At 72.5% G+C, this 21,220-nt stretch carries 25 protein-coding genes and 2 pseudogenes; 21 read left to right on the plus strand and 6 right to left on the minus strand.

The features are described from left to right. Nucleotides 1-92 precede the first annotated feature (92 nt). From EAH89_RS21415 to EAH89_RS21440, 6 genes are all read right to left on the minus strand, one after another. Nucleotides 93-1,001, minus strand: coding sequence for an iron-containing redox enzyme family protein (locus tag EAH89_RS21415; protein ID WP_241667137.1), 909 nt, complete (start codon nucleotides 999-1,001; stop codon nucleotides 93-95). Between the two features lie 3 nt (nucleotides 1,002-1,004). Further along, nucleotides 1,005-1,958, minus strand: a complete 954-nt coding sequence (locus EAH89_RS21420) for a methyltransferase (RefSeq protein WP_140885751.1) — start codon at nucleotides 1,956-1,958, stop codon at nucleotides 1,005-1,007. Nucleotides 1,959-2,046: 88 nt separating this feature from the next. Beyond that, complete coding sequence (locus tag EAH89_RS21425) at nucleotides 2,047-3,351, minus strand: aspartate aminotransferase family protein (RefSeq protein WP_456306520.1); 1,305 nt, start codon at nucleotides 3,349-3,351, stop codon at nucleotides 2,047-2,049. An 83-nt stretch (nucleotides 3,352-3,434) separates the two neighbouring features. Beyond that, nucleotides 3,435-4,496, minus strand: coding sequence for a phosphotransferase (locus EAH89_RS21430; RefSeq protein WP_140885752.1), 1,062 nt, complete (start codon nucleotides 4,494-4,496; stop codon nucleotides 3,435-3,437). Between the two features lie 190 nt (nucleotides 4,497-4,686). Further along, nucleotides 4,687-5,652: a Bug family tripartite tricarboxylate transporter substrate binding protein gene (locus tag EAH89_RS21435; RefSeq protein ID WP_140885753.1), complete on the minus strand. Its 966-nt coding sequence runs from the start codon at nucleotides 5,650-5,652 to the stop codon at nucleotides 4,687-4,689. 52 nt (nucleotides 5,653-5,704) lie between these two features. Continuing rightward, nucleotides 5,705-6,733 carry a tripartite tricarboxylate transporter substrate binding protein gene (locus EAH89_RS21440; RefSeq protein ID WP_140885754.1) on the minus strand — a complete coding sequence of 343 codons (1,029 nt, stop codon included), beginning with the start codon at nucleotides 6,731-6,733 and terminating at the stop codon, nucleotides 5,705-5,707. Between the two features lie 342 nt (nucleotides 6,734-7,075). On the opposite strand from EAH89_RS21440, the gene EAH89_RS21445 reads away from it, so the two are divergent. From EAH89_RS21445 to EAH89_RS21545, 21 genes and pseudogenes are all read left to right on the plus strand, one after another. After that, on the plus strand, nucleotides 7,076-8,446 hold the full coding sequence (locus EAH89_RS21445; RefSeq protein WP_140885755.1) for a tyrosine-type recombinase/integrase: 1,371 nt from the start codon (nucleotides 7,076-7,078) through the stop codon (nucleotides 8,444-8,446). Between the two features lie 348 nt (nucleotides 8,447-8,794). Continuing rightward, complete coding sequence (locus tag EAH89_RS21450) at nucleotides 8,795-9,106, plus strand: hypothetical protein (protein ID WP_140885756.1); 312 nt, start codon at nucleotides 8,795-8,797, stop codon at nucleotides 9,104-9,106. After that, nucleotides 9,103-9,528 carry a hypothetical protein gene (locus EAH89_RS21455; RefSeq protein ID WP_140885757.1) on the plus strand — a complete coding sequence of 142 codons (426 nt, stop codon included), beginning with the start codon at nucleotides 9,103-9,105 and terminating at the stop codon, nucleotides 9,526-9,528. The genes EAH89_RS21450 and EAH89_RS21455 overlap by 4 nt, the downstream gene beginning before the upstream one ends. Further along, a complete protein-coding gene (locus EAH89_RS21460; RefSeq protein ID WP_140885758.1) occupies nucleotides 9,525-9,806 on the plus strand; it encodes a hypothetical protein in 282 nt (93 codons plus the stop codon). The genes EAH89_RS21455 and EAH89_RS21460 overlap by 4 nt, the downstream gene beginning before the upstream one ends. A gap of 135 nt (nucleotides 9,807-9,941) precedes the next feature. After that, nucleotides 9,942-10,550 (plus strand): hypothetical protein, encoded by a 609-nt coding sequence (locus EAH89_RS21465; RefSeq protein ID WP_140885759.1) that lies wholly within the window; start codon nucleotides 9,942-9,944, stop codon nucleotides 10,548-10,550. A gap of 76 nt (nucleotides 10,551-10,626) precedes the next feature. Further along, nucleotides 10,627-10,830 (plus strand): helix-turn-helix domain-containing protein, encoded by a 204-nt coding sequence (locus EAH89_RS21470; RefSeq protein ID WP_140885760.1) that lies wholly within the window; start codon nucleotides 10,627-10,629, stop codon nucleotides 10,828-10,830. Then, nucleotides 10,827-11,033 carry a helix-turn-helix domain-containing protein gene (locus tag EAH89_RS21475; protein WP_140885761.1) on the plus strand — a complete coding sequence of 69 codons (207 nt, stop codon included), beginning with the start codon at nucleotides 10,827-10,829 and terminating at the stop codon, nucleotides 11,031-11,033. The genes EAH89_RS21470 and EAH89_RS21475 overlap by 4 nt, the downstream gene beginning before the upstream one ends. Before the next feature lie 123 nt (nucleotides 11,034-11,156). Then, nucleotides 11,157-11,378: a hypothetical protein gene (locus EAH89_RS21480; protein ID WP_140885762.1), complete on the plus strand. Its 222-nt coding sequence runs from the start codon at nucleotides 11,157-11,159 to the stop codon at nucleotides 11,376-11,378. Between the two features lie 64 nt (nucleotides 11,379-11,442). Beyond that, nucleotides 11,443-11,652, plus strand: a complete 210-nt coding sequence (locus EAH89_RS21485; protein WP_140885763.1) for a hypothetical protein — start codon at nucleotides 11,443-11,445, stop codon at nucleotides 11,650-11,652. Beyond that, complete coding sequence (locus EAH89_RS32710; RefSeq protein ID WP_241667138.1) at nucleotides 11,652-12,137, plus strand: hypothetical protein; 486 nt, start codon at nucleotides 11,652-11,654, stop codon at nucleotides 12,135-12,137. The genes EAH89_RS21485 and EAH89_RS32710 overlap by 1 nt, the downstream gene beginning before the upstream one ends. Further along, nucleotides 12,130-14,688, plus strand: a complete 2,559-nt coding sequence (locus EAH89_RS21495) for a DUF6371 domain-containing protein (protein ID WP_140885764.1) — start codon at nucleotides 12,130-12,132, stop codon at nucleotides 14,686-14,688. The genes EAH89_RS32710 and EAH89_RS21495 overlap by 8 nt, the downstream gene beginning before the upstream one ends. After that, nucleotides 14,685-15,161 (plus strand): hypothetical protein, encoded by a 477-nt coding sequence (locus tag EAH89_RS21500; RefSeq protein WP_140885765.1) that lies wholly within the window; start codon nucleotides 14,685-14,687, stop codon nucleotides 15,159-15,161. The genes EAH89_RS21495 and EAH89_RS21500 overlap by 4 nt, the downstream gene beginning before the upstream one ends. A 32-nt stretch (nucleotides 15,162-15,193) precedes the next feature. Beyond that, complete coding sequence (locus EAH89_RS21505; protein ID WP_241667139.1) at nucleotides 15,194-15,679, plus strand: DUF5681 domain-containing protein; 486 nt, start codon at nucleotides 15,194-15,196, stop codon at nucleotides 15,677-15,679. Next, nucleotides 15,676-15,936: a hypothetical protein gene (locus EAH89_RS21510; protein ID WP_140885766.1), complete on the plus strand. Its 261-nt coding sequence runs from the start codon at nucleotides 15,676-15,678 to the stop codon at nucleotides 15,934-15,936. The genes EAH89_RS21505 and EAH89_RS21510 overlap by 4 nt, the downstream gene beginning before the upstream one ends. Before the next feature lie 427 nt (nucleotides 15,937-16,363). Beyond that, the gene (locus tag EAH89_RS32235; protein WP_206667632.1) at nucleotides 16,364-16,963 is read left to right on the plus strand and encodes a PEP-CTERM sorting domain-containing protein; all 600 of its coding nucleotides are present in this window, start codon (nucleotides 16,364-16,366) and stop codon (nucleotides 16,961-16,963) included. A gap of 624 nt (nucleotides 16,964-17,587) precedes the next feature. Then, nucleotides 17,588-17,890: a transposase gene (locus tag EAH89_RS33525; protein WP_161993702.1), complete on the plus strand. Its 303-nt coding sequence runs from the start codon at nucleotides 17,588-17,590 to the stop codon at nucleotides 17,888-17,890. Next, complete coding sequence (gene tnpA / locus EAH89_RS21525; protein ID WP_161993703.1) at nucleotides 17,887-18,312, plus strand: IS66-like element accessory protein TnpA; 426 nt, start codon at nucleotides 17,887-17,889, stop codon at nucleotides 18,310-18,312. The genes EAH89_RS33525 and tnpA overlap by 4 nt, the downstream gene beginning before the upstream one ends. Then, entirely contained in the window at nucleotides 18,309-18,659 is a 351-nt protein-coding gene (gene tnpB / locus EAH89_RS21530; RefSeq protein WP_140885769.1) for an IS66 family insertion sequence element accessory protein TnpB, read from the plus strand. Before tnpA ends, tnpB begins: the two co-directional genes overlap by 4 nt. 113 nt (nucleotides 18,660-18,772) lie before the next feature. Beyond that, nucleotides 18,773-20,308 carry an IS66 family transposase gene (gene tnpC, locus EAH89_RS21535; protein ID WP_408906312.1) on the plus strand — a complete coding sequence of 512 codons (1,536 nt, stop codon included), beginning with the start codon at nucleotides 18,773-18,775 and terminating at the stop codon, nucleotides 20,306-20,308. 52 nt (nucleotides 20,309-20,360) lie between these two features. Next, nucleotides 20,361-20,606: pseudogene (locus EAH89_RS31465) on the plus strand (transposase domain-containing protein); the annotation flags it as partial. Between the two features lie 379 nt (nucleotides 20,607-20,985). Further along, nucleotides 20,986-21,220, plus strand: a pseudogene (locus tag EAH89_RS21545) (IS481 family transposase); the annotation flags it as partial.

Consider the following 21,220-nt stretch of genomic DNA (forward strand, 5'->3'; position numbering starts at 1 on the left):
CTATAAACTCGGCGGTGCCCTCGGGCACCGCCATCTTTTTTGCGCGGCCGGTAGCCAAGCGGGCGATTCCCACGCCCGCCGGTTGCAGCCCCTCAGATTCCCAGTTCGCGCCGGTACCGCGCGAAGCACGCCGCCCCGCATTCCAGCCGCATCAGCGCGCCCTCGGCGATCGCCGGCGCCACCGAGGGGTCCTCGGCCACCAGCGGGTGGATCGCCTCCGCGTTCCAGGACGCCGAGTGCTTCACGTCGAGGATCGCGTGCAGGTCGAAGTAGTGCCGGTCGCCCGCCGGCACCCCCAGCCGCTTCAGCCCCTTCGCCACCAGCGCCGCCCGGCTCGGCGCCGTCTGCTCGATCACGCCGAGCGCGCCGACGGACTGGTAGGTGTAGCGCCGGTTCGCCGCCAGCCCCGCCATGACGTTGGCGAGCGCCAGCGACTCCCACACCGTCGTCTCGAGCCGCGGCTCGAGGCCGAGGCGCCGCGCCAGCGTCTCCAGCAGCGGCCCATGCATCCCCTTCGGATTGCCGCGCCCCATCTCGTCCCAGTAGTTCTTCGCGATCTCGAGCTTCGGCCGCTGCGGCAGCCGCACCTGGGTGATCGCGGCCAAGTCCTCGAAGCCCGCCTCGCCCGCGACCTCCTGGGTCAGGAACCAGCAGAACTGCTCCCGCGTCGCCTTCTCCGCCAGCCAGGGGAAAAGCGGGTCGCCCTGGCCGGGGCCGTTGTGCTCCAGCGCCTCGAACCAGGCGACGAAGCCGTCCGCGTCCCGCGGCGCCTCGGCCGCGCGCGCCGCCACCGCCGCCCGGCGCTCCTCCAGGAACTCGCCCTCCTCGAGCAGCCAGTCGGCCGTCCGCCGGATGTCCCGTCGCCAGTCGCCCTCGGGCAGGCCGGGCCGGAAGCGCTCCTCGTTGAAGGCCGCCAGGCTACGCTGCAGCCCGTCCTCGCCGAGCGGCCGCGTCATCTCGCCCGGCGTCATCGCGTCCGTGTTGAAGCCACCTTCCGGCATCCTTCATTTCCTCCTGTTGACCGTGAGAACCACGGCAGCAATGCGGTCCGCCTCCCGGTACGCCTCCGCCTCCAGCTCCTCGCCGAAGACGTCGGGGTCCATCTCGCGGTAGCTCCATTCCTCCCCGCGCCCGGCAAGTCGCGCCGCCGCCGCGGAGCGGAAGGGGTCCTCGCCCTTCACGACAGCGGCACCGGTGTACAGAACGAGCGTTCCGCCCGGCGAAAGACGCTCCAGCGCCGAGTCGAGGATCGCGAGCGACAGCCCCGCCCCGAGATCCCCGCCCCCGTGCCGGTAGGCGCGCTTCGCGGGGTCCACGAGATAGGGCGGGTTGGCGACGATGAGGTCGAATTCGCCCGCCACCCCCGTCAGCAGGTTGCTGTTCACCGCCCGCGCCCGGGCCGCGCCCGCGAAGGCCGCGTTGATCCGGGCGAGGCGCAGCGCGGCGTCGTTGATGTCCACCATCGCCACCTCGGCCTCCGGGCAGGCGCGGGCGACGACGATCCCCCCCGGCCCCGCGCCGCAGCCGACATCCACCGCCCGCCGCACCGGCGCCGCGCGCGCGCGGAGCTCGGCACTGATGGCGGCGGCGAAGCGGTAGGTGTCGGGCCCGAAGAAGACGGCGTCCGCCCCGGTGGTCGGGTAGGCCGAGTGGAGAAACAGCACCCCCTCCAGCGCCGAGACCCGCACGCGGCTCCGGCAGAGCCCGCCCTCCCGGCCGAGGACCCCGCCCTCCTCCAACAGGGCCAGCATCCCCGCGGGCAGCAGGGCCTCGCGAAACGGACGGCTCCAGCCGAAGACGTCCCGGAGGTCCCGCGCCTCCTCGTTCCCCGGCCGCCCGTTCACCCGCGCGTGGGTGAGCGGCGTCGGCGTCACGAAGCGGTAGCCCTGCCCCTCCAGCATGCCGAGCAGGCGCAGCAACGCGCTGTCCGGGGGGGAGAGGGGCGAGGGCTCGGACATGGGGGTACTTACGCGCGGCGGCGCGATCGGTTGCGGCCGCCGGAAGGGGGCGCCCGCCGGCCCCGCGCGGCGGCCCGGGCCCCCCGGCTCAGGCCTCCGCCAGCACCCCGTCCAGCGCCGCGAGGAACAGGTCCGCCTGCTCCCGGGAGAGGCAGAGCGGCGGGCGGATCTTGAGGGTGTTCGCGCCCGGGCCGGAGGCGCTGATCAGCACCCGCCGCTCCCGCAGCGCGTTCACCACCCGTGCCGTCTCGGCCGTGGCGGGCTCGCGCGTGCTCCGGTCCCGCACCAGCTCGACCCCGATGGAAAGCCCCGCCCCCCGGACGTCGCCGATCACGGCGTGCCGACCGGCCAGCCCCCGGAGGCCCGCGAGCAGCTGCGCCCCCACCACCGCCGCGTTGGCCGGCAGCCCCTCCTCCCGCAGCACCCGCAGCACCGCGAGCCCCGCCGCGGCCGAGACCGGGTTGCCGCCGAAGGTGTTGAAGTAGCGCACCCGCCCACCGAAGCGCTCGAGCAGCGAGGGCCGGATCGCCAGCCCCGCCACCGGGTGGCCGTTCCCCATGGGCTTGCCCATGGTGACGATGTCCGGCTCCACCCCGTGGCGCTCGAAGCCCCACATCGTCCCGGTCCGCCCGAAGCCCGGCTGCACCTCGTCGGCGATGAACAGCGCCCCCGCCGCCCGTGCGGCCGCCGCCGCCGCGGCCAGGAAGCCCGGGGGATCGGGGAAGACGCCGTCCGAGGTGAACATCGTGTCCACCAGCAGCGCGCAGGGCCGGATGCCGTGGCGCGCCAGCCCCGCGAAGGCGGCGGCGACGTCGGCCGCGAAGCGCGCGGGCATCCCCGGGCCGCCCCGGTAGGCGTCGGGCGGCGCGACCGTCGCGACGTGCCGCCCGAGCGGCACCCCCTCGCCGAGAGAGGGCGACAGCTCCGCCAGCGCCGAGGTCACCCCGTGATAGGCGAGCGAGGTGACGACGATCCCCTCCCCGCCCGTCGCCGCCCGCGCGATCCGCAGCGCCAGGTCGTTCGCCTCGGACCCCGTGCAGGTGAACATCACGTGGCCGAGCGAGGCGGGGAAGGTCGCCAGCAGCGCCTCCGCGTAGTCGAGCACCGTCTCGTGCAGGTAGCGGGTGTGCGTGTTCAGCAGCCCCGCCTGCCGCGCGATCGCCTCCACCACGACGGGATGCGCGTGGCCGAGGGAGGCGACGTTGTTGTAGCAGTCGAGGTAGCGCTCGCCCTCCGCGTCGAAGAGCCAAGCGCCCTCCCCACGCACGGCGTGGAAGGGGCGCTCGTAGAACAGGCGGTAGGCCGGGCCGAGCAGCCGCTGCCGGCGCTCCACCATCGCCCGCTCCCGCGCGCCGAGCCCCTCGGCGCGGCCGGGATCGAAGGCGTTGATCATGGCCATGCCCTTCGGCGCGGTGTCCGGCACTGCCCTCACTCCCCTCTCCCGGCACGGCGCCCGCCGGCCCGGCCGAGCCTCCGCTATCGGCCGCCGCCCATCAAGGCCGCCGCCGCGCCCTCCGGCAGCCGCGCCAGGCGCGCGAGCCCCTCGCGGGCGCGGGGCATGTTCCGCAGCACATAGGCCGCGTTCTCCGGCTGCCGCGCCGCCCGCCAGTGGGTGATCAGCACCGTCATCGCCATGCGCGTCGCCATCAGCGCCGGCAGCAGCCGCGCCTCCTCGTCCGGCAGCGGCAGCACCGGGCGGTAGCCCGCCAGGAAGGCCGCCGGCCCCGCGAGCGGGTCCTCCCCCGGACCCAGCAGGTAGGCGCAGGCCGTCGCGACCTCCTGCAGCCGCGAGGCGCGCACGAGGTCCCCGAAGTCGATGATGCCCGCCAGGACGGCGGGGTCCCCCTCCGCGACGAGCACGTTGTGCGGGTTCAGGTCGTTGTGGATCACCGTCCCCGGCAGCCCCGCCAGCGCGCCCGCCGCCTCCGCCTCGAACCGGTCCAGCGCCGCCGCCGCCAAACCGCGCAGCGACGGCGCCGAGACCTCGCCGAGCAGGTCCCGCAGCGCCGGCGCCTCGCGGATATCCCAGAGGAGCCGCCGCCGGTCCGCCGGATGGGCGAAGCCCTCCAGCGCCCGGTCCAGCCGCGCCGCCAGATCCCCCAGCGCCCGGGCGGAGGCCAGCGGCGCGTCCATCACCCGCCCCGGCAGGAAGGTGAGCACGCGCAGCCGGCAGGGCCGCCCGTCCCCCGCCGCGAAGGGGACCGAGGTCGCCCCGTCCCGCGCCCGGACGACGCGCGGCAGCGGCAGGCCGGGCCCGGCGGCCTCCAGGTGCAGCAGCGCCGCCGTCTGGAAGTCGGTGATCGCCGGGTCTTCGTCGGGATGCGCGACCTTCACCAGCAGGGGCGCCCCCTCCCCGCGGTCCAGCCGGTAGTTCCGGTCCCGCTCCCCGCCCAGGGAAACGAGGACGCCCCGCAGCCCCCACCGCGCCTCCAACGACCGCGCCAGCGCGCCCGCGTCGACCGTTGGCGGCGGCGCGAGGATCAGCGGGTCGAGGAGCGGGTTGCCGTGGGGGGCCGGTGGGACCGCGCGATCGGTCATGCGGCCGGCGTCGTCGGGAGGGGTCTCATCGCCGCATCATCGCCAGGACCGGCGCGCCCGCAAGCGCCGGCCGGGAACGCCCCGCGCCGGCGCCAGGCCGCGCCGGGCACGCCCCCCCAGCCCCGCCGCCGCCACCCGTCGCCGGTCGCGGCCATGGCGCGGCCGCCGTCGAGGCCCCCCCCCGCGCCCCTCACTCCGGCCGGATGTCGGCCTCCCGGATGAGCTGCCCCCACATCGCGGTGTCGTCGACCAGCACCCGCCGCAGCGCCTCCGCGTCGCCCGTCTCGGCGGCGACGCCCTGCGCCGCCATGGCCGCGCGGAGCTCGGGGTCCTCGGTCGCGACGCGGAGGGCCCCGGAGAGCCGGGCCACCACCGCGTCCGGCGTGCCCACCGGCACAAGGAGACCCTGCCAGAAGACCGCGTCGAAGCCGGGCAGCGTGTCCGCGACCGGCGGCACCTCCGGCAGCAGCGCGAGCCGCGCGGCGGAGGATACCGCGAGCGGCCGCGTCCGCCCGTCGCGGATCACCGGGATCGCCTCCAGCGCCGCCTGGAACATCGCCTGGATGCGCCCCGCCTGGAGGTCGATGAGCGCCGGCGCGCCCCCGCGGTAGGGCACGTGCACCACCTCGATCCCGGCGCGGCGGCGGAAGAGCTCGAGGCAGAGGTGGTTGACCGCCCCGGTGCCGGAGCTGCCGAAGTTCACGCGGCCCGGGTTCGCCTTCGCGTAGGCGATGAACGCCGCCGTCGTCCGCGCGGGCACGTCGGGGTGGACGTGCAGCACGAAGGCGCTGCGATAGGCCATGCCGACCGGCACCAGCTCGCGCAGCGGCTCGCGCGGCGTCAGCGCGGGCTGCAGCGTCGGGTTGATCGCCAGCGAGGAGGCGCCCATCAGCGTGACGTAGCCGTCCGGCGCTGCCCGGGCCACCGCCGTCGCGGCCACCGAGGTCGCGCCGCCCACCCGGTTCTCGACCACGACCGGCTGGCCCAGCTCCCGCGACATCCGCGCGGCGATGAGCCGCGTCATGACGTCCGTCAGGCCGCCGGGCGCGTAGCCCGTCACCATCGCCACCGGCCGCGCCGGCCAGGCCTCCTGCGCGCGGGCCAGGGAGGGCGCGGCAAGCAGCAGCGAGAGCGCGGTGCGTCGGCCGGTCGGCATGGTTCCCCGTTCCTCCTCGAATCCAGGGCGGCGCCCGGCGCCGCCTCGATGCCTACTCGCGGGCCATGCCGAGGTCCTGCAGGACCTGGCGGTTGCTCTCGCTCTCGGCCGCGAAGCGTTCGCGGAACGCGGCGCCGCCGGCGTAGCTCGGCACGGAGTTGAGGCGCGCGGCCGCGGTGCGGAAGCTCTCGCTCGCCACCGCCTCGCCGCAGGCGCGCTCGAGCACGGCCGCGATCGCGTCCGGCAGCCCGGCCGGCGCGACGAGCCCCCCGGCCGAGCTGCCCACGATCGGGTAGCCCGCCTCGGTCACGGTCGGCACCTCCGGCAGGGCGGCGATTCGCTCCGCGTTGAAGACGCCCGCGACGGGCAGGCCGGTCGAGACGGGGATGGAGGGGCTCTCCACGAAGGCCATGATCTGCCCGCCGAGCGCCGCCTGTGCCATCGGCCCCGCGCCCGAGAAGGGCGCGTGCAGCGCCTCCACCCCCGCGCGCCGCAGCAGCCGCGCGATGAGGATGTGCTGCGTGCTGCCCTGCCCCGGCGAGCCGTAGACGAGCGCCTCCGGCTTCGTGCGCCCGAGCGCGACCATGCCCGCGATGTCCCGGAACGGCGCCTGGCGCCCGAGGACGAGGACCTGCGGGTTGTCGTAGACGAGGCAGAGGAAGCGGAAGCTGCCCAGCGAGTAGCTGAGCGGGACGAGATGCGTCTGCGCCGTCAGCGGCGTGTTGGGCGAGAGGCCGATCGTGTAGCCGTCCGGCCGGGCGCGGGCGACCTCCGCGTCGCCGATCGTCCCCGAGGCGCCGCCGCGGTTGACGATCACCACGCTCTGGTTGAGCGCCTGCGAGAGGGACTGCTGCAGCGCGCGCGCCATCAGGTCCGTGTTGCCGCCGGGCGGGTAGGGCACGACGAGCTGGATGGGGCGGGCGGGATAGGCTTCCTGCGCCGCGGCCCCGCCCGCGAGGAGCGCCAGCGCGGCCAGGAGGCCCAGCCCGCGGCGCCCCGCCCGCTTCCACCCGCCACCGCCCATCGCGCCCTCCGCCCCGTTGTTGCCGGCGAGCCTAGGGGAGCGGGGCAGGCCACTCAACGTGACCCCCTGCGGCCCGGGCCGAGGACCCAGCCGCCGGGCGCGCGCCTACCCGCCGCGCGCCCCCGTGCCCGGGCGGGCAGCGGAACCCCCGAGGGGCCGCGCGCAGAATAAGATGTGGGGAAGGAAGACCGACGCCGGATGGCGTCCCCAAGGGAAATCCAACTCTTCCGTCTGGGTGTCACACAAGGGAGCAATAGAGCTCTGTTTGTGGGGGTTCCACGCCCTAACCTCCGTCAGCAGCCGTCAGCCTCCGACCCAAGTGCGCAATCCTGTTGTGGGGTTGATTGTGGGGTGGCATAGTCCGCGACGGACCAAACACCGCTGGATGCCTCACCCCACATGTCCCGCCAGAACAGCCTCTCGGATCGTGCCGTCGCCGCCGCCAAGCCGCGCGCCACGACCTACCGGCTGACGGATCGCGACGGGCTGCTGCTCGAGGTGCGCCCCTCCGGCGCGAAGGCCTGGACCTTCCGCTTCATGCTTCGCGGCCAGCGCCGCGACATGGGCCTCGGCGCCTACCCTGCCGTGTCGTTGAAGGCGGCCCGCGACGCAGTGGCGGCAGCTCGCGCCCTCCTCGCCACCGGCACCGACCCCGTGGAGCATCGGCGCGCCACCGTCACCAGCCGCCAGACGGCGGAACGCGAGGCGAAGGCCGCGGCGGAGGCGAGCGCCGCCAGCACCTTCCGTGCGCTGGCCGAGGTGCACATCGCCACGCAGTCGCCCGGCTGGACCTCACAGGCCACCCTCGCCTCCTGGCGGTGGACGATGGACACCTACGCCTACCCGGCGCTGGGCGACCTGCCGGTGGCGACGATCACCCGGGAGGACGTGACCCGCACCCTTCTGCCGCTCCGTGCCTCGCACCCGGCAACCTCCATCAAGGTGCAGCGGCGGATCGCCATGATCCTCGACCTCGCGATCCTGACCGGCCGGCGCATCCTGCCGAACCCCGCCACCGGCCGCGCGCTACGGCTCGCCAAGGCCCTGCCGACGCCGGCCGCGGCCAAGCAGCAACCCTCCCTCCCCTGGCGCCGTGTGCCTGCCTTCCTGGCGGCTCTGGACGCCTGCGACGGGGTGGCGCCGCTGGCGCTGCGGCTGCTGGTGCTGACGGCGCTGCGATCCGCTGAGGTGCGCGGCGCGCAGTGGTCGGAGCTCGACGTGGCCGGGCGTGTGTGGACGATCCCCGCCGCCCGCATGAAGGGCGGCAAGGCCGGCACCGGGCGGGAGCAACGGGTGCCGCTGTCGGCCGCGATGCTGGACGCCCTAGCCCGCGCCGCGGCGCTGCGGACCGGCCAGCCCGTCCCGCCAACTTGCCTCGATGCAGTGGCGCGGCTGGCGGGCGACGCGCTGATCTTCCCCTCCGCCAACCCGCGGCAGCCCCTCTCCGACGCGGCCCTGTCGGCGGTGCTGCTGCGCATGAACCGGCGCACGGATGGGAAGCCCGGGACGTGGCACGACACGGACGGACGCCCCGCGGTGCCGCACGGCTTCCGGCGCTCTTTCCGCACCTGGGTGGACGACACGCGCCCGGCAGACGGGGAGCTCGCGGAGAAGGCGCTGGCGCATGCCGAGGCCAACAAGGCCTGGGCGGCCTACCGCGCCTCCGACATGCTGGAAGGCCGGCGGGCGCTGATGGAGGCGTGGGGCGTCTACGCCGCGGGCGCTGTTCCCACGGCCGCATCCTCCGCCGACGGTGCTGCGGCATGCTGACACACACGCATATGCATCCCGGCGCGGCCCGCGAACCGGAAAGTCATCGGGGGTCATCGGGGGTCATCAGGGGGGTGCCCTGTAACCTCCTGTTTTGTCGCGTTAATCTAGCGGGTTCCCCTCGCCTCATCTTCGGAGGCATAGGGGGGGTCATCGGGGTAGGCATCGGGGGGTCTGTCGCCTCCCCCGCCCTCGAGGAGGCCGACGAGGGCCTAGTCATTGGCCGGGGCACCCTGCCCCTGCCCGTCCGCGCCGGGGCGGCTCCCCTGCATTGCGGGACGGCCGGGAGGGGCGGTTCCAGCGCCCTCCCCGGCCTAACCCCGCCGACCACCGCGAAGGCTAGTTCGCATGAACGACCGGGCTGAAAAGAGACCTACCACGCTGACTGCCGGGCGCACCCTCGCCCGTGACGCTGCGTCATTTGGGAGTGGAGAGGCCCACCACGCGGCCATCCGCGCGCGGCTCGAGCTGCTGTTGGAGGAGGTGATCGAGGCGCTGGACGCCCTCGATGCCTTCCGGGCTGACATGGAGCCCGACCAGGACGGCGAAGCCGAGCCGGACGAGGAGAGCGCGCAGCCGGCGGCGCTCACGCCCGACCGCGCCCCGTCCAAGGTGCTGCGCTTTCCGCGCCGCCCGCGCGCTGTGCAGGTGACGGCATGAGCCCCGCCCGCCGCAACCTGCTGGGGGGCTTGGCCGCCCTGGCTGGCGCACCGGCCCTGCCCCACAGCGCCGGCAGCACCGCGGGGCTCTGCGACGCCACCCTCATTGCGAAGTGCGGTGAGGTGATCGCAGCGCATGAGGCCTGCGTGGCGTCCTACTGCTACCCCATCAATGCCACACCGGCGCAAGCAAAGCCCTACGAGGAGATGGCGGACCACTACGCCGGCATCTCCTTTGAGGCCGCCGAAGTCGCCGCCCAGCTCCCCGCTACCACGCTGGCCGGCCTGCTCGCGAAGGCTCAGGCCGCGCTCGCCATCGCGACAACGGATCGCGACGGCCAATTTCTGGTCAGCGACAACGCCGAGTGGCTGGCCATCGCCTGTCTCGAGGATCTTGTGCGGTTCGCGGACGGTGCGGCATGAGCTGGCGCGACACCATGGACGCCACCCTCGCGGCCGGCGCGACCTACCGGCGGCTTGGGGAGGCGCTGGGGATCAACCCCGGTGCCGCCCGCATGCGCGCCCGGCGAGCGGGGCTGCGCTCATCCCACCGGCGGCGGCCGCGGGACCCGGAGACGGCGCACCGCATCCAGGTCGCGCGCCGGATGCTGGCCGAGGGCTGCGAGCTCGAGGACGTGGCTGCACGGCTCGGCATGAAGGCGCCGGCCGTGCGCGCGATGCTGCGGCGGTCCCGGGCATGAGCGCCGCCCTCGCGGCAGGCGTGGCGCTTGCTACAGTCAACATTGGCAGGGCGGGGGTGGCCACCCCTCGCGCCGGGACACTCCGCCCCGGCCGCCCTGCCGCCCTTCCTGCGGAGCGCGCTGCGGAGGGTGCGAGTGCCTGACAAACAAGCGGCAAAGCGGCTCGCCCGCTGGCAAGCCTTTGTTGAGCGAGCTCGGCTCGATCCGGCATGGGAGACAACGATCCGTCCAGCGCTGCATGGTGCCATGCACGCTGCCCTAGTGCTTCACCAAGCAGTGGGGCCGCAGGGCGGCGACTACCTTGCGGAACTCGCACGCGGCGTGCGCAGCATGCCGGAACTCGGCAAGGCGCTGCGTTCCAAACGGACGGGTCGTGGTGGGGTGCCTGGGCCGCGACGTCTCAGCGATGATCGAAAGCTGTGCAAGATATACTGGCGCCACGTCGAAGAGGCGGAAGCGGGTGGCCCCCCGTTGAACATGATGGATGTTGCGCGGGAGGCCCAGGCGACGATCTCTCCCTTTAAACGGATCGACCTCCAATCAGTCCGGCGCCACCTCGACCGGGCCCTTGATCGATTGGCGGATGAGCGAAGAAAGGAGATCGCCGCCTTAATGATCGACGCCAGCGATTTGGAAGGGCTGCTCGCTCCCGTTGCGCTCTGGGAACACATAGACAGTGGGTCGCAGAAAAGCGCGGACCATCTGTCTCGCGACACAGCACCGGGCAAAAGCGCGGACCACTAGTCGCGCGCCATCCCCGTTTCTGCGCTGTAGATAGATCGGCACCTGTCGCGCCCTGACGGCGCAAGCGGAGGTGCCGATGCCGAACCCCGACGATCCCGGCCAGCGCGAGACGACGCCGCTGGCCTACACCATGCAGGACGCAGCGCGCGCCGCCGGCCTGTCGGTCCGTACCCTCGAGCGGCTCGCCGAGCGCGGCGCGCTGCTGACGCGGAAGGTTGCCGGCCGCCGGCTGGTGGACGCGGCCTCCCTGCGTGCCCTGGTGGTGGGAGAGGCCGCGTGAGCGCGCTGGCCTTTCGCCCCGCCGACCTCGCGACCCGCGCCGGCGTGCACGTCGCCACCGTGCACCGCGCCGTTGCCTCGGGCGACCTCCCGAAGCGACGCATCGGGCGGGCGACCGTCATCCCCGCCGAGGCCGCCGACGCCTGGACGAAGGCGCGCGCGGCCGACGCAATCCCCCAAAACGAAGCAGCCCACCGCGGCTGACGGGCCGGGCGGGCTGCGGGAACTCTACGCGACTACTGAACTGGAGACTTCGACCCCCGATAGGTAGCGCACCCCCCGACGCTTCGCCAGTCCTGATGCCGCGCCCCTCACAAGGAGGCGCCCATGCGCGAGCAATCCACCCCCACCCCGAAGGGCGGCGCCCTGCTGCCGGCCTGTCGGCTCTACCGCAAGGCCAGCGCTAAGGGCGCGCCCTACCTCATGGGCCGCCTGGGCGGGCTGCGAGTGCTGATCCTGCCGAAGCGGGACGGCGAGGAGGGCGAGCACACGCACAACCTGCTGCTGGCTGAGGCCACGCAGCGCGATCAGAAGGACGGCGCGCGGTGAGCCCCGCCGGTCCTCACGCCCCGGCGCTGCCCGAGGCGGCGCCCACCGGCCGGAGGGGCGTGGCATGAAGCGCCGCGCTTCCACCCCGAAGCCCTACGCGATGGCGAGCACCGGCTCTGTCGCCCGGGCCCGTATCGTGATCCGCGACGACCTCCGCGACGCCGACGGGCAGCCCCGCGTCGCTCTCGACCTCCCCGGCCGGCGCGTGCCGCTGGCCTTCCCCAACATCGGCGCGGCGCTCGCCGCCCTCGCGATCATGGAAGGCCGCGCATAATGCCGCAGCCCAACAAGGGGGTGCCCGGCACCCTGAGCCCCGATCATGCCGCCATGCTGGCCCGCGCGCTGGCTCGAGCGGACTTGACGCCGAAGGCCCGCACCTTCCTGCAAGACGTGGAGCGCAAGGCGCGGCGCTGGCCGCTGACGAGCAAGCAGGCGGAGGCGGTGGCGCGCATCGCGGACGCGCCCGACTTCGCCGCGATCAACGGCGCCGCCCTGGCGCGGCTGCCGGACGTACTGGCGCGCCTCCTGCCTGGCGGGCGAGTAGTGGGAGCCGAGTACGAGTGCGCCAGCCTCCGCGGTGGCGAGGGATCGTCGCTCCGCGTGAACCTCCGCACCGGGCGCTGGGCAGACTTCGCGGTGGCGGGCGCCAAGGGGGGCGATCCGGTCTCGCTCGCCGCGGCCGTGACGGGCAAGCCCCCGGCGGAGGCCGCGCACGGGCTCGCGCGCATGCTCGGCTTGGGGAGCGCCGCCCATGGCTGACGGCATGCACAACGCGGGCGACGTGTTCGCCCCTCTCCCCGACATGGAAGCCGGGCAAAGCGCCGCACCTCGCGCCTCACGCCCCACGCCGGCGCCCGCCATCCTGCCGGCTCCCATCCCCTTGCCCACCGTGATCCGCCACCGCGAGCACGGCACGCCGGCGCAGGTCTGGCCCTACCGCGACGAGACGGGCGCGCTGCTGTTCGTCGTCGCGCGCTTCGACACGCCGCACGGCAAGGAGGTGCTGCCCTACGTCGCCACCGCGACGCGCTGGCGGTGGGGCGCTCCGCCCGTGCCGCGCTCGCTCTACGGTCTCGACTGGCTGGCCGAACGGTCCGACGCGCCGGTGCTGCTGGTGGAGGGCGAGAAAGCAGCCGAAGCCGCCCGTGAGCTGTTCCCCGGGCACGTCGTGATGACTTGGCAGGGTGGCAGCGAGGCGGTGAGCCGGGCCGACTGGACCCCGCTGGCGGGGCGGAGCGTGATCTTGTGGCCCGATGCCGACGCAGCCGGGGCAAAGGCCGCCAGGAGCGCCGTGGAGGCTCTCTGCAAGGCCGGCGCAGCGCGCGTCGCCGTCGTGGAACTGCCGCTCGACCTGCCGGAAGGGTGGGACGTGGCGGACCCGCTGCCGGCCGGCGTCACGCTGGACAATCTGCGCACGATGCTGGCGGAGGCGGCGCCCGTCACGGCGGACGAGGCCGAAGAGGCCGGCGCCACCAAGCCGGACGGCACAGCAGGTGCAAAGCCCGACCCGCTGGCCGCGCTGCGCGACGACGTGGCGCGGGCGGCCGGGCTGGGCGCCGACGAGTGGGCGCTCGCCCGCAAGGCGATGGCGGCCCGCCACGGTGTGCCCGTCTCCTATCTCGACGGGCTGCGGGAGGAGCACCGACACGCCCAGGCGGCGGCTGATCGGAAGCGCCGTGCGGAGACGGCGGAGCCCAGCCCCGACACGGACGAGCGCGGCCGGGCGCGGCTGTTCGTCGACGCCGCCGACCTCCCCGACACCGCCCGCGAGCTCGGGCAGCATCTCGGGCGCGCGGCGCACTTGTTCGTCCGGGGACGGCCCGTCCGCTTGGTCCGCGACGAGACGACGGGCGAGCTGACCGCGGATCTGCTGACGCCGGAAGGCGTGGTGGCGGAGGCGCACCGCGTCACCCGTCCTTGGCAACACGCCAAGGGCAAGGGCGGCGTCATGCAGGAGGTGCCCGTCACCCTGCCCGACCGCGTCGCCCGCCTCTACCTGGCCGACCCGGGCGCCTGGGGCCTCCTGCCCCTGGCCGGGATCGCGGCGGCGCCGCTCCTCCACGATGACGGCGCGGTGCACGCGGTGGAGGGCTACGACCCCCGCTCGCGGATGTGGTGCCGCGCCGTCCCTTCCCTCGAGCTGCCCGACGAGCCGACGCGGGAGGACGCGGCGGCGGCGCTGCTCACCCTGCGTCAGCACCTCCGCACCTTCGCCTTCGCCGACGCGCCCCGAACCCGTGGGCCGTGCGAGGCGGTGGAAGTGGTGGACCTCTCGCAGCCGCCCGGTAACGACGAAAGCGCCGCGCTGGCTGCCCTGCTCACGGCGGTCTGCCGGCCCTCCCTCGACCTCGCGCCGGCGCTGGTGGTGCGCGCCCCTCCCTACAGCGGATCCGGCACGGGTAAGGGCCTGCTGGTGCGTGTCCTCTGCGCCGTCGCCTTCGGTGCCGCGCCATCCGCCATGACGGCGGGCGCCGATCCCGCTGAGCTCGACAAGCGGCTCACCGCCGCCCTCATCGGCGCGGCCCCCGTGCTGTTCCTCGACAACCTGAACGCCACCGCCCTCAAGTCCGACGTGCTGGCCTCGGCCATCACCGAGAGCCCGGCCGAGGTGCGGCGCCTCGGGCAGTCGGTGGTGGTGCGGCTGAACCCCTCGGCCTTCGTCGCCATCACGGGCAACGGGCTGAAGCTGTCGGAGGACTTGGCGCGTCGCTTCCTCATTGCGGAGCTCGACGCGCGGACGGAGGACCCAGAAACCCGGGCCTTCAAGGGCGACATCGTGGCCGACACGCTGGCCGACCGCGCGCGGCTGCTCTCCGCCGCCCTGACGCTGTGGCGGTGGGGGCGGCGCGAGGGTGACGCGCTGCCCCGAGGGCGCCCCATGGGTTCCTTTGGCCGCTGGTCGCGCTGGTGCCGCGACCCACTGGTGGCGTTGGGCTGCGCCGATCCGGCCACCCGCATCGCGGAGGCGAAGGCGGCCGACCCGCGGCGGCAGATGGTAGGCGAGCTTTTCGCCGCGTGGTGGACGGCGCATGGCCCCGCCGAGGTGACGGTCGCGGGCTTGGCCGACGCGGTGAAGCTGCTGGCCGACCCCTCAGCCAAGGGGCGGCAATACCTCGCGCGCTACATCAGCAACCTCGCCGGCACGCGCGCGGGAGGCTACGCCCTGATGGTGCACCGACCCGAGGGCCGGCACTCCCCTGACCGCTACTCGCTCCACGTCACGGCGGAGGGACGCCGGCCGAACGAAGGGCCGGCGGGAGCCGCCACCGCGCAAGACGCACCGGCCGGCGCCTGGGAGGCCGAGCTTTGAACGCCGCGTCGGTCCTGGCGCGTGCCGAGGCGGCGGGGGTGCGTTTCGTCCTCGACGCCGGCCGCGTGCGCATGACCTCCGACCGACCACCACCACCCGACGTGGTGACGGACCTCCGCCAGCATCGCGACGACGTTGCCCATCTGCTGGCGCTGCGGGAGGCTGTGGCGGACCCAGGGGAGCACGACGGGGCAGAGGCCGTCGCCCTCGCCGCGCACCACGCCGCCGCGGCCCATCCCCACGCCTACAAGCCAACCGACCCGGACCCGCTGCGGGACGGGCTGCTGGCCGCCGCCATGAGGCGTCCGCCCGCCTGGGCCGACAACCTTGCCGAACCCTCCCGCGGCTCCGTCTGTGCCTCTTGTGCAGGACGGCGCTGGTGGGGGGACCGCCTGGGGTGGCGGTGCGCGACCTGCCACCCGCGGCCGCGGGACTACCGTCCCAGCGGGCGGTGGCGAGAGGTGCAGACGTGACCGAGGCCGCCCCAGACCGAGAAGGAGAGACCATGACCAGCGACGAACAGGCGCCACCGCACAGAGGCCCGGCGATGCCTGAAAATGCAGATCGCAAACAGCGTGGCAGGCCCTTTCAGCCGGGCCAGTCGGGGAACCCCGCCGGTAAGCCCAAGGGCACCCGCCATGTGGCTCTTCAGGTTCTCGACGCCATCGGCGACGCCGCCGCGGCGGACGTGCTGAGGCGGGTGGTGGAGGACGCCAAGGGCGGCGACCTGCGCGCGGCCGAGATCCTGCTGCGCCGTCTCTGGCCCGAGCGGAAGGGTCGACCCAGCCCGATGGAGCTCCCAGCGCTTCAGACGCCCGCTGATCTGGTGAAGGCAACGGCCGCCATCGTGGAGGCGGTGGCGAGCGGCGACGTGACGCCGGAAGAAGGCGCGGCGGTAGCGTCCATCGTGGAGACGCATCGCCGGGCTATCGAGACCGAGGAGTTGGAGCGCCGCCTCACCGTGCTCGAGGCCAGGGGAGACACGCCATGACTGCACGCATGGGCAGCCGCATCGCAAAAATCGAGGCGCAGCGGGCTGGGCCGGCCGCCTTCGTCGTGCTTCTGCCGGCCGACGCCTACGACCACGGAACCGAACATCTCGAGCGCGTGACGGCTGAGGCCATCCGCGAGCACCGCGCGCGCACCGGCTATCAAGGAGCGGTGCTGATCGGCTGCCAGGAGTGCATGTCGGTTGAAGAATGGACGGAACGCTATTGCGTGCGCGGTGGGGGCGATCCAGCTGCCTGAGCGTCCGTTCGGGTTCCCGGCACGTGACTACGTCGGTTAGTGGCTCATGGTGGGGTGCGGCTGTGCTGCCGGGTGAACGTCCCGGCCAGTCTCCTGAGTGGGCAAAGGCCCGGCGCTCGACCTCGCGCAGGCTGCCCCGCGTCTTCGCTGCCGGCGCTGCGGAGAGCCGGCAGCGGTGTCCCTGGTGGACCGCCCCGACCGGGTGACGGAAGGCTTCGGCGCAGGAAAGGGCGCGACAATCAAGCCAAGCCTGAGCACCAGTTATGATCTCGGCACTCGTAACCAGTGTCGCTTTTTCTTACGTTCCACACGTTATGATTGCAAAACGCCGAATAACCCGTTGGTTACCAAGCGCTCAGCGTTCTGGCCTGCGGATTGCGCTTAGGGGCGCAGCGGCGGCGATCGTGCCGCTGCGGGAGAAACATCCATGCGTATCGCCGCCGCGGCCGTCGCCGCTGTTCTCGCCCTGGGCGTCATAGCCGATGCCAAGGCCGCCGTGGTTTACACGTTCAACACGATCTCCACGACCTCCCCCTTCCCCGAGCGTGGCACGCTGCCCTTCTCGGCGACGCTGGACCTGAAGGAGGCCCAGGTGGCCACTGGCGCCTTCACCTACTCGACGCCCCTCGGCATGGGCTCCTCCTACTCGGGTAGTGGCGACGTCAGCGGCTTCAACGCGCTGACGCTCATGAACGCTACTTTCGTGACCGGCTTCTCGCCCGGCACTCTGAGCATCGGCCTCCTCTTTGACGCGGCAGGCGCCATTTCGTCGACGCGAATTACCTTCTTCGGCATCGATTACACGGCGTTCATCGACGGCACGGGAACAGCGGCATCGGGCACCCTCTATTCCGACCGGCCCGAGTGCAATCCGTTCCCCGGCACGACCCCCTGTTCCATCGCCGGCTTCTGGAGCAACACGCCGTTCGTTGCTCCAGTAACGGCGGTGCCTGAGCCGATGTCGCTAGCGTTGTTCGGCATCGGCTTGGCGGGCCTTGGCGTGGTGCGCCGGAAGCGCGCGGCCTGATGTAGAGGGCGGCCGGCGAGGGGTTTAGCGCGCCCTATTCGCCGGCCCGTGCCTTCCGAGCCTCACGCGCTATTCCCACGGTGGGACGCGCTCCGCCTCCGGCAGCGCCGAGACGCCGCGCCGCACCTCGCGCTGAATGGATAAAGCCGTTGCCGGAGGTCTCGTCTACGTTACCCAGTGCACATCCTCACGGATCATTAAACAGTTGAGCGAAATGCTCAGCCTCCACCAGGAACCGAGGTCCATGTTTAATATCTGCTGTGCGCTCGCTGCTCTGGGCGCGGCTGTCTGGTTTGGTCAGAACCTGCCGGAGCCAAGCCGCCAGCATGCCTTTACGCGTGGCTTAGAAAGCCCTCTCCCGGCGCAAGTGTCGCTCCCGTCTTCAGGACAATTGAGCAGCCGGGTAGTGGCCGGGTTGTAAGGGGAGTTTTGGGAGGGAGCAGCCCGCCGCGCATGCTTCTCTCTGACCTTCGCACGCTTCTTCGGCAGCAACCGTGAAGGAACGGTAAGCGTCGCGGCGGCGGCACATTGCGGCGCGGAGTGGTGCTGTGATGCAAGTGCGGGATGGGCAGGACGCTACCGCCGCGGATCACAGAGGCTGAGGACGCTCATACGATTACTCGTATGAGTGTGCGTGAGAAGCCGGTCGAGGTGATTACCCGCGGCGAGCGGCGGCGGAGTTGGACGGGAGCGCAGAAGCGCGACATCGTCATGGAGAGCCTGGAGCCGGGAGGCTCGCCGATAGCGGTAGCGCGGCGCCACGGCATTGGGACTGGCCTGCTCTACACCTGGCGTCGGCAGATTGTAAGCGTCGCGGCGGCGGCACATTGCGGCGCGGAGTGGTGCTGTGATGCAAGTGCGGGATGGGCAGGACGCTACCGCCGCGGATCACAGAGGCTGAGGACGCTCATACGATTACTCGTATGAGTGTGCGTGAGAAGCCGGTCGAGGTGATTACCCGCGGCGAGCGGCGGCGGAGTTGGACGGGAGCGCAGAAGCGCGACATCGTCATGGAGAGCCTGGAGCCGGGAGGCTCGCCGATAGCGGTAGCGCGGCGCCACGGCATTGGGACTGGCCTGCTCTACACCTGGCGTCGGCAGATGGTGGAGGGTCAGCTCAAGGCGCTGCGGGCTGTTGCGCCGAGCTTCGTGCCGGTCGCCACGTTGCCTGACGGTGAGGGTACGGTCGCGGAGCCGCCGATGCCGCAGGCGGTATCCTCGGCTGTCCTGCCCGCTGGCGCGCCCGCCGCGCTCGAGATCGTGCTGCCGGACGGCACAACGGTGCGGGTGGGCGCGGCGGTGGACGAGGCGGTGCTGCGCCGCGTGTTGTCTGCACTGGGTCGCCGATGATCGCGCCCCCTGCCGGATTGCGGATCTTCCTGGCCTGCGGCGTGACCGACATGCGCAAGGGGATGACGGGCCTGGCGATGCTGGTGCAGCAGGGCCTGGCGGAGGACCCGTTCGGTGGGGCGGTCTACGCCTTTCGCGGCCGCCGGGCCGGGCTGATCAAGCTTCTCTGGCACGATGGGATCGGCCTGTGCCTGCTGACGAAGCGGCTGGAGCAGGGCCAGTTCGTCTGGCCGACGACCACCACGACGGGATGCATCGCCTTGTCCACGGCGCAGTTGGCAGCGCTGCTCGACGGCTGCGAGTGGCGAGCCCCGGTGCCGCGCCGCAGGCCGGAGCTGGCCGGATAACAGGGCCGCGATTCGGCTGGAAACGGTAGCTCCGACGCGGCGACATCGACCATCATAAGGGTGTGCAGATCGACCTCGACACGCTGCCCGACGATCCCGCCATCCTGCAGAGGATGCTCCGGGAAGTGGTTGCTGCCGCGGCGCATCAGCACGGCGCACTGCATGCCGAGAACGACAAGCTCCGGCTGCTGATCCAACGCTTGCTGCGGCACCAGTTCGGCTGCCGGTCGGAACAGCTCAGCCCCGACCAGATGCAGCTGGGGCTTGAGGATCTCGAGCAGAGCATCGCCGAGAACCAGGCCGGGCAGGATGCGGCCGAGGCCCGGGAGGGACGCCGCCGCCCGGCACCGCCCCAGCGCAACCACGGCGCCCTGCCCGAGCATCTGCCGCGCTACGAGGTGCTGATCGACGTCGCCTGCCGCGACTGCCCCTGCTGTGGTGGCGCGCTGCATGCCATCGGCGAGCTCCGCTCCGAGCAGCTCGACATCGTGCCCGCCCAGCTGCGGGTCCGGGTCACCCGCCGCCCGCGCTACGCCTGCCGGACCTGCGAAGGTGCCGTGGTGGTGGCGCCCGCACCGGAGCGGCCGATCGATGGCGGCATGGCGACCGAGGCGCTGGTGGCGCATGTGGTGGTCAGCAAGTTCTGCGACAGCCTGCCGTTGTACCGCCAGGCGCAGATGCTGGCGCGGCAGGGTGTCACCCTGGACCGCTCGACGCTCAGCAACTGGGTCGGTCGGGCCTGCTGGTGGCTGACCCCACTCTACGACCTGATCCTCGGCACGGCGCTGTCCGCGCCCAAGCTGTTCGCCGACGACACGACGCTGCCGGTTCTCGACCCCGGCCGTGGCCGGACCAAGACCGGACGGCTCTGGTGCTACGCGGTCGATGACCGGCCGTGGTGCGGCCCAGGCCACCCGGTGGCGGCCTATGCTTATACCGAGGACCGCAAGGGCCTCCGCCCTGCCGGGCACCTGGCAACGTTCCGGGGCGTGCTGCAGGTGGATGGTTATGCCGGGTTCAAGCGGCTGGCGGGGGAGCGCGCCGACGGCTCGGTCACCCTCGCCTTTTGCTGGGCCCACATGCGTCGGTATTTCTACGAGTTCCACGCCTCCACCGGGTCCCCGCTCGCCGCCGAGGTGCTGGCACAGGTCCAGGCGCTCTACGCCATCGAGGGCCAGATCCGCGGCCACCCGGCCGAACACCGGCGACAGGCGAGGCAGGCGCGAAGCCGACCCCTCGTCGAGGGCCTGCATGCCTGGCTGCAGACCAACCAGGGCCGCGTCTCCGCCGCCTCGGACCTGGCCAAAGCTATCCGCTACGCCCTGCGGCACTGGCCCGGCCTAACCGTGTTCCTCGACGATGGCCGGGTCGAGATGGACACGAACGTGGTCGAGCGCGCCATCCGCCCGATCGCCCTCAATCGCAAGAATGCGCTGTTCGCGGGCAGCGATGGCGGGGCGCGGCACTGGGCTATCGCGATGACCCTCATCCAGACCGCCAAGCTGAACGGCGTCGACCCTCAGGCCTGGCTCACGGATGTGCTGGAGCGCGTCGTCTCCGGGCGGACCAAGACCGCCGAGTTGGACACCTTGCTGCCGTGGAACTGGAAGCACAGCAGCCCCGCCACGGCACCCGCCATCGCGGCGTAGCGCGCCGGAACTCAGCCAGCGCCCACCGTCAATACAATTCCGCCCCTGTCGCCGCCGCGACGCTTACNATCGCAAGAATGCGCTGTTCGCGGGCAGCGATGGCGGGGCGCGGCACTGGGCTATCGCGATGACCCTCATCCAGACCGCCAAGCTGAACGGCGTCGACCCTCAGGCCTGGCTCACGGATGTGCTGGAGCGCGTCGTCTCCGGGCGGACCAAGACCGCCGAGTTGGACACCTTGCTGCCGTGGAACTGGAAGCACAGCAGCCCCGCCACGGCACCCGCCATCGCGGCGTAGCGCGCCGGAACTCAGCCAGCGCCCACCGTCAATACAATTCCGCCCCTGTCGCCGCCGCGACGCTTACCGCTCATTCCTTTGTTTGCGCAGCTGACACTGATCCAACGCTCACGGGCGTGCCGGCGAGCATCGCGCGCTCTGACCAGCATCGGCATGGTGGGTTTGTGGGGTTTGGTGGGTTTCTCCCAGCCGCTTCTACGTAACTGTCGAGGAGACAAAGCGACCCAAGTTAGGAAGAGACTTCCTGACACTTTCCGAAGGGGGTTCTTTTGAAACCCTCCAATCCCTCAAACCCACCAACCTGTAGGTTGGCCTTGGCTAGGTGTTTGATCCCAGGGTTTGATGGTGCAGTCTTCTCCCCTGAGCGGAAGGACGCACTATGGGCCAGGTTCTCCATGGCAGCGCCACAACGACGGAGGCAATCCGTCGAGCGATACAGCATAGTCAAGAGAGCCTGAGAGGGCTGGCCAAGCGCTATGGAGTGAACCCGAAAACGGTCGCCAAGTGGAAGGCGCGTGGGTCTGTTACCGACCTGCCGACTGGGCCGAAGGAGCCGAAGTCCACGGTTCTCTCGGTCGAGGAGGAGGCCGTCGTCGTCGCCTTCCGCCGGCACA

Source organism: Muricoccus nepalensis (genome assembly GCF_006438825.1).
GTDB lineage: Bacteria > Pseudomonadota > Alphaproteobacteria > Acetobacterales > Acetobacteraceae > Roseomonas > Roseomonas nepalensis.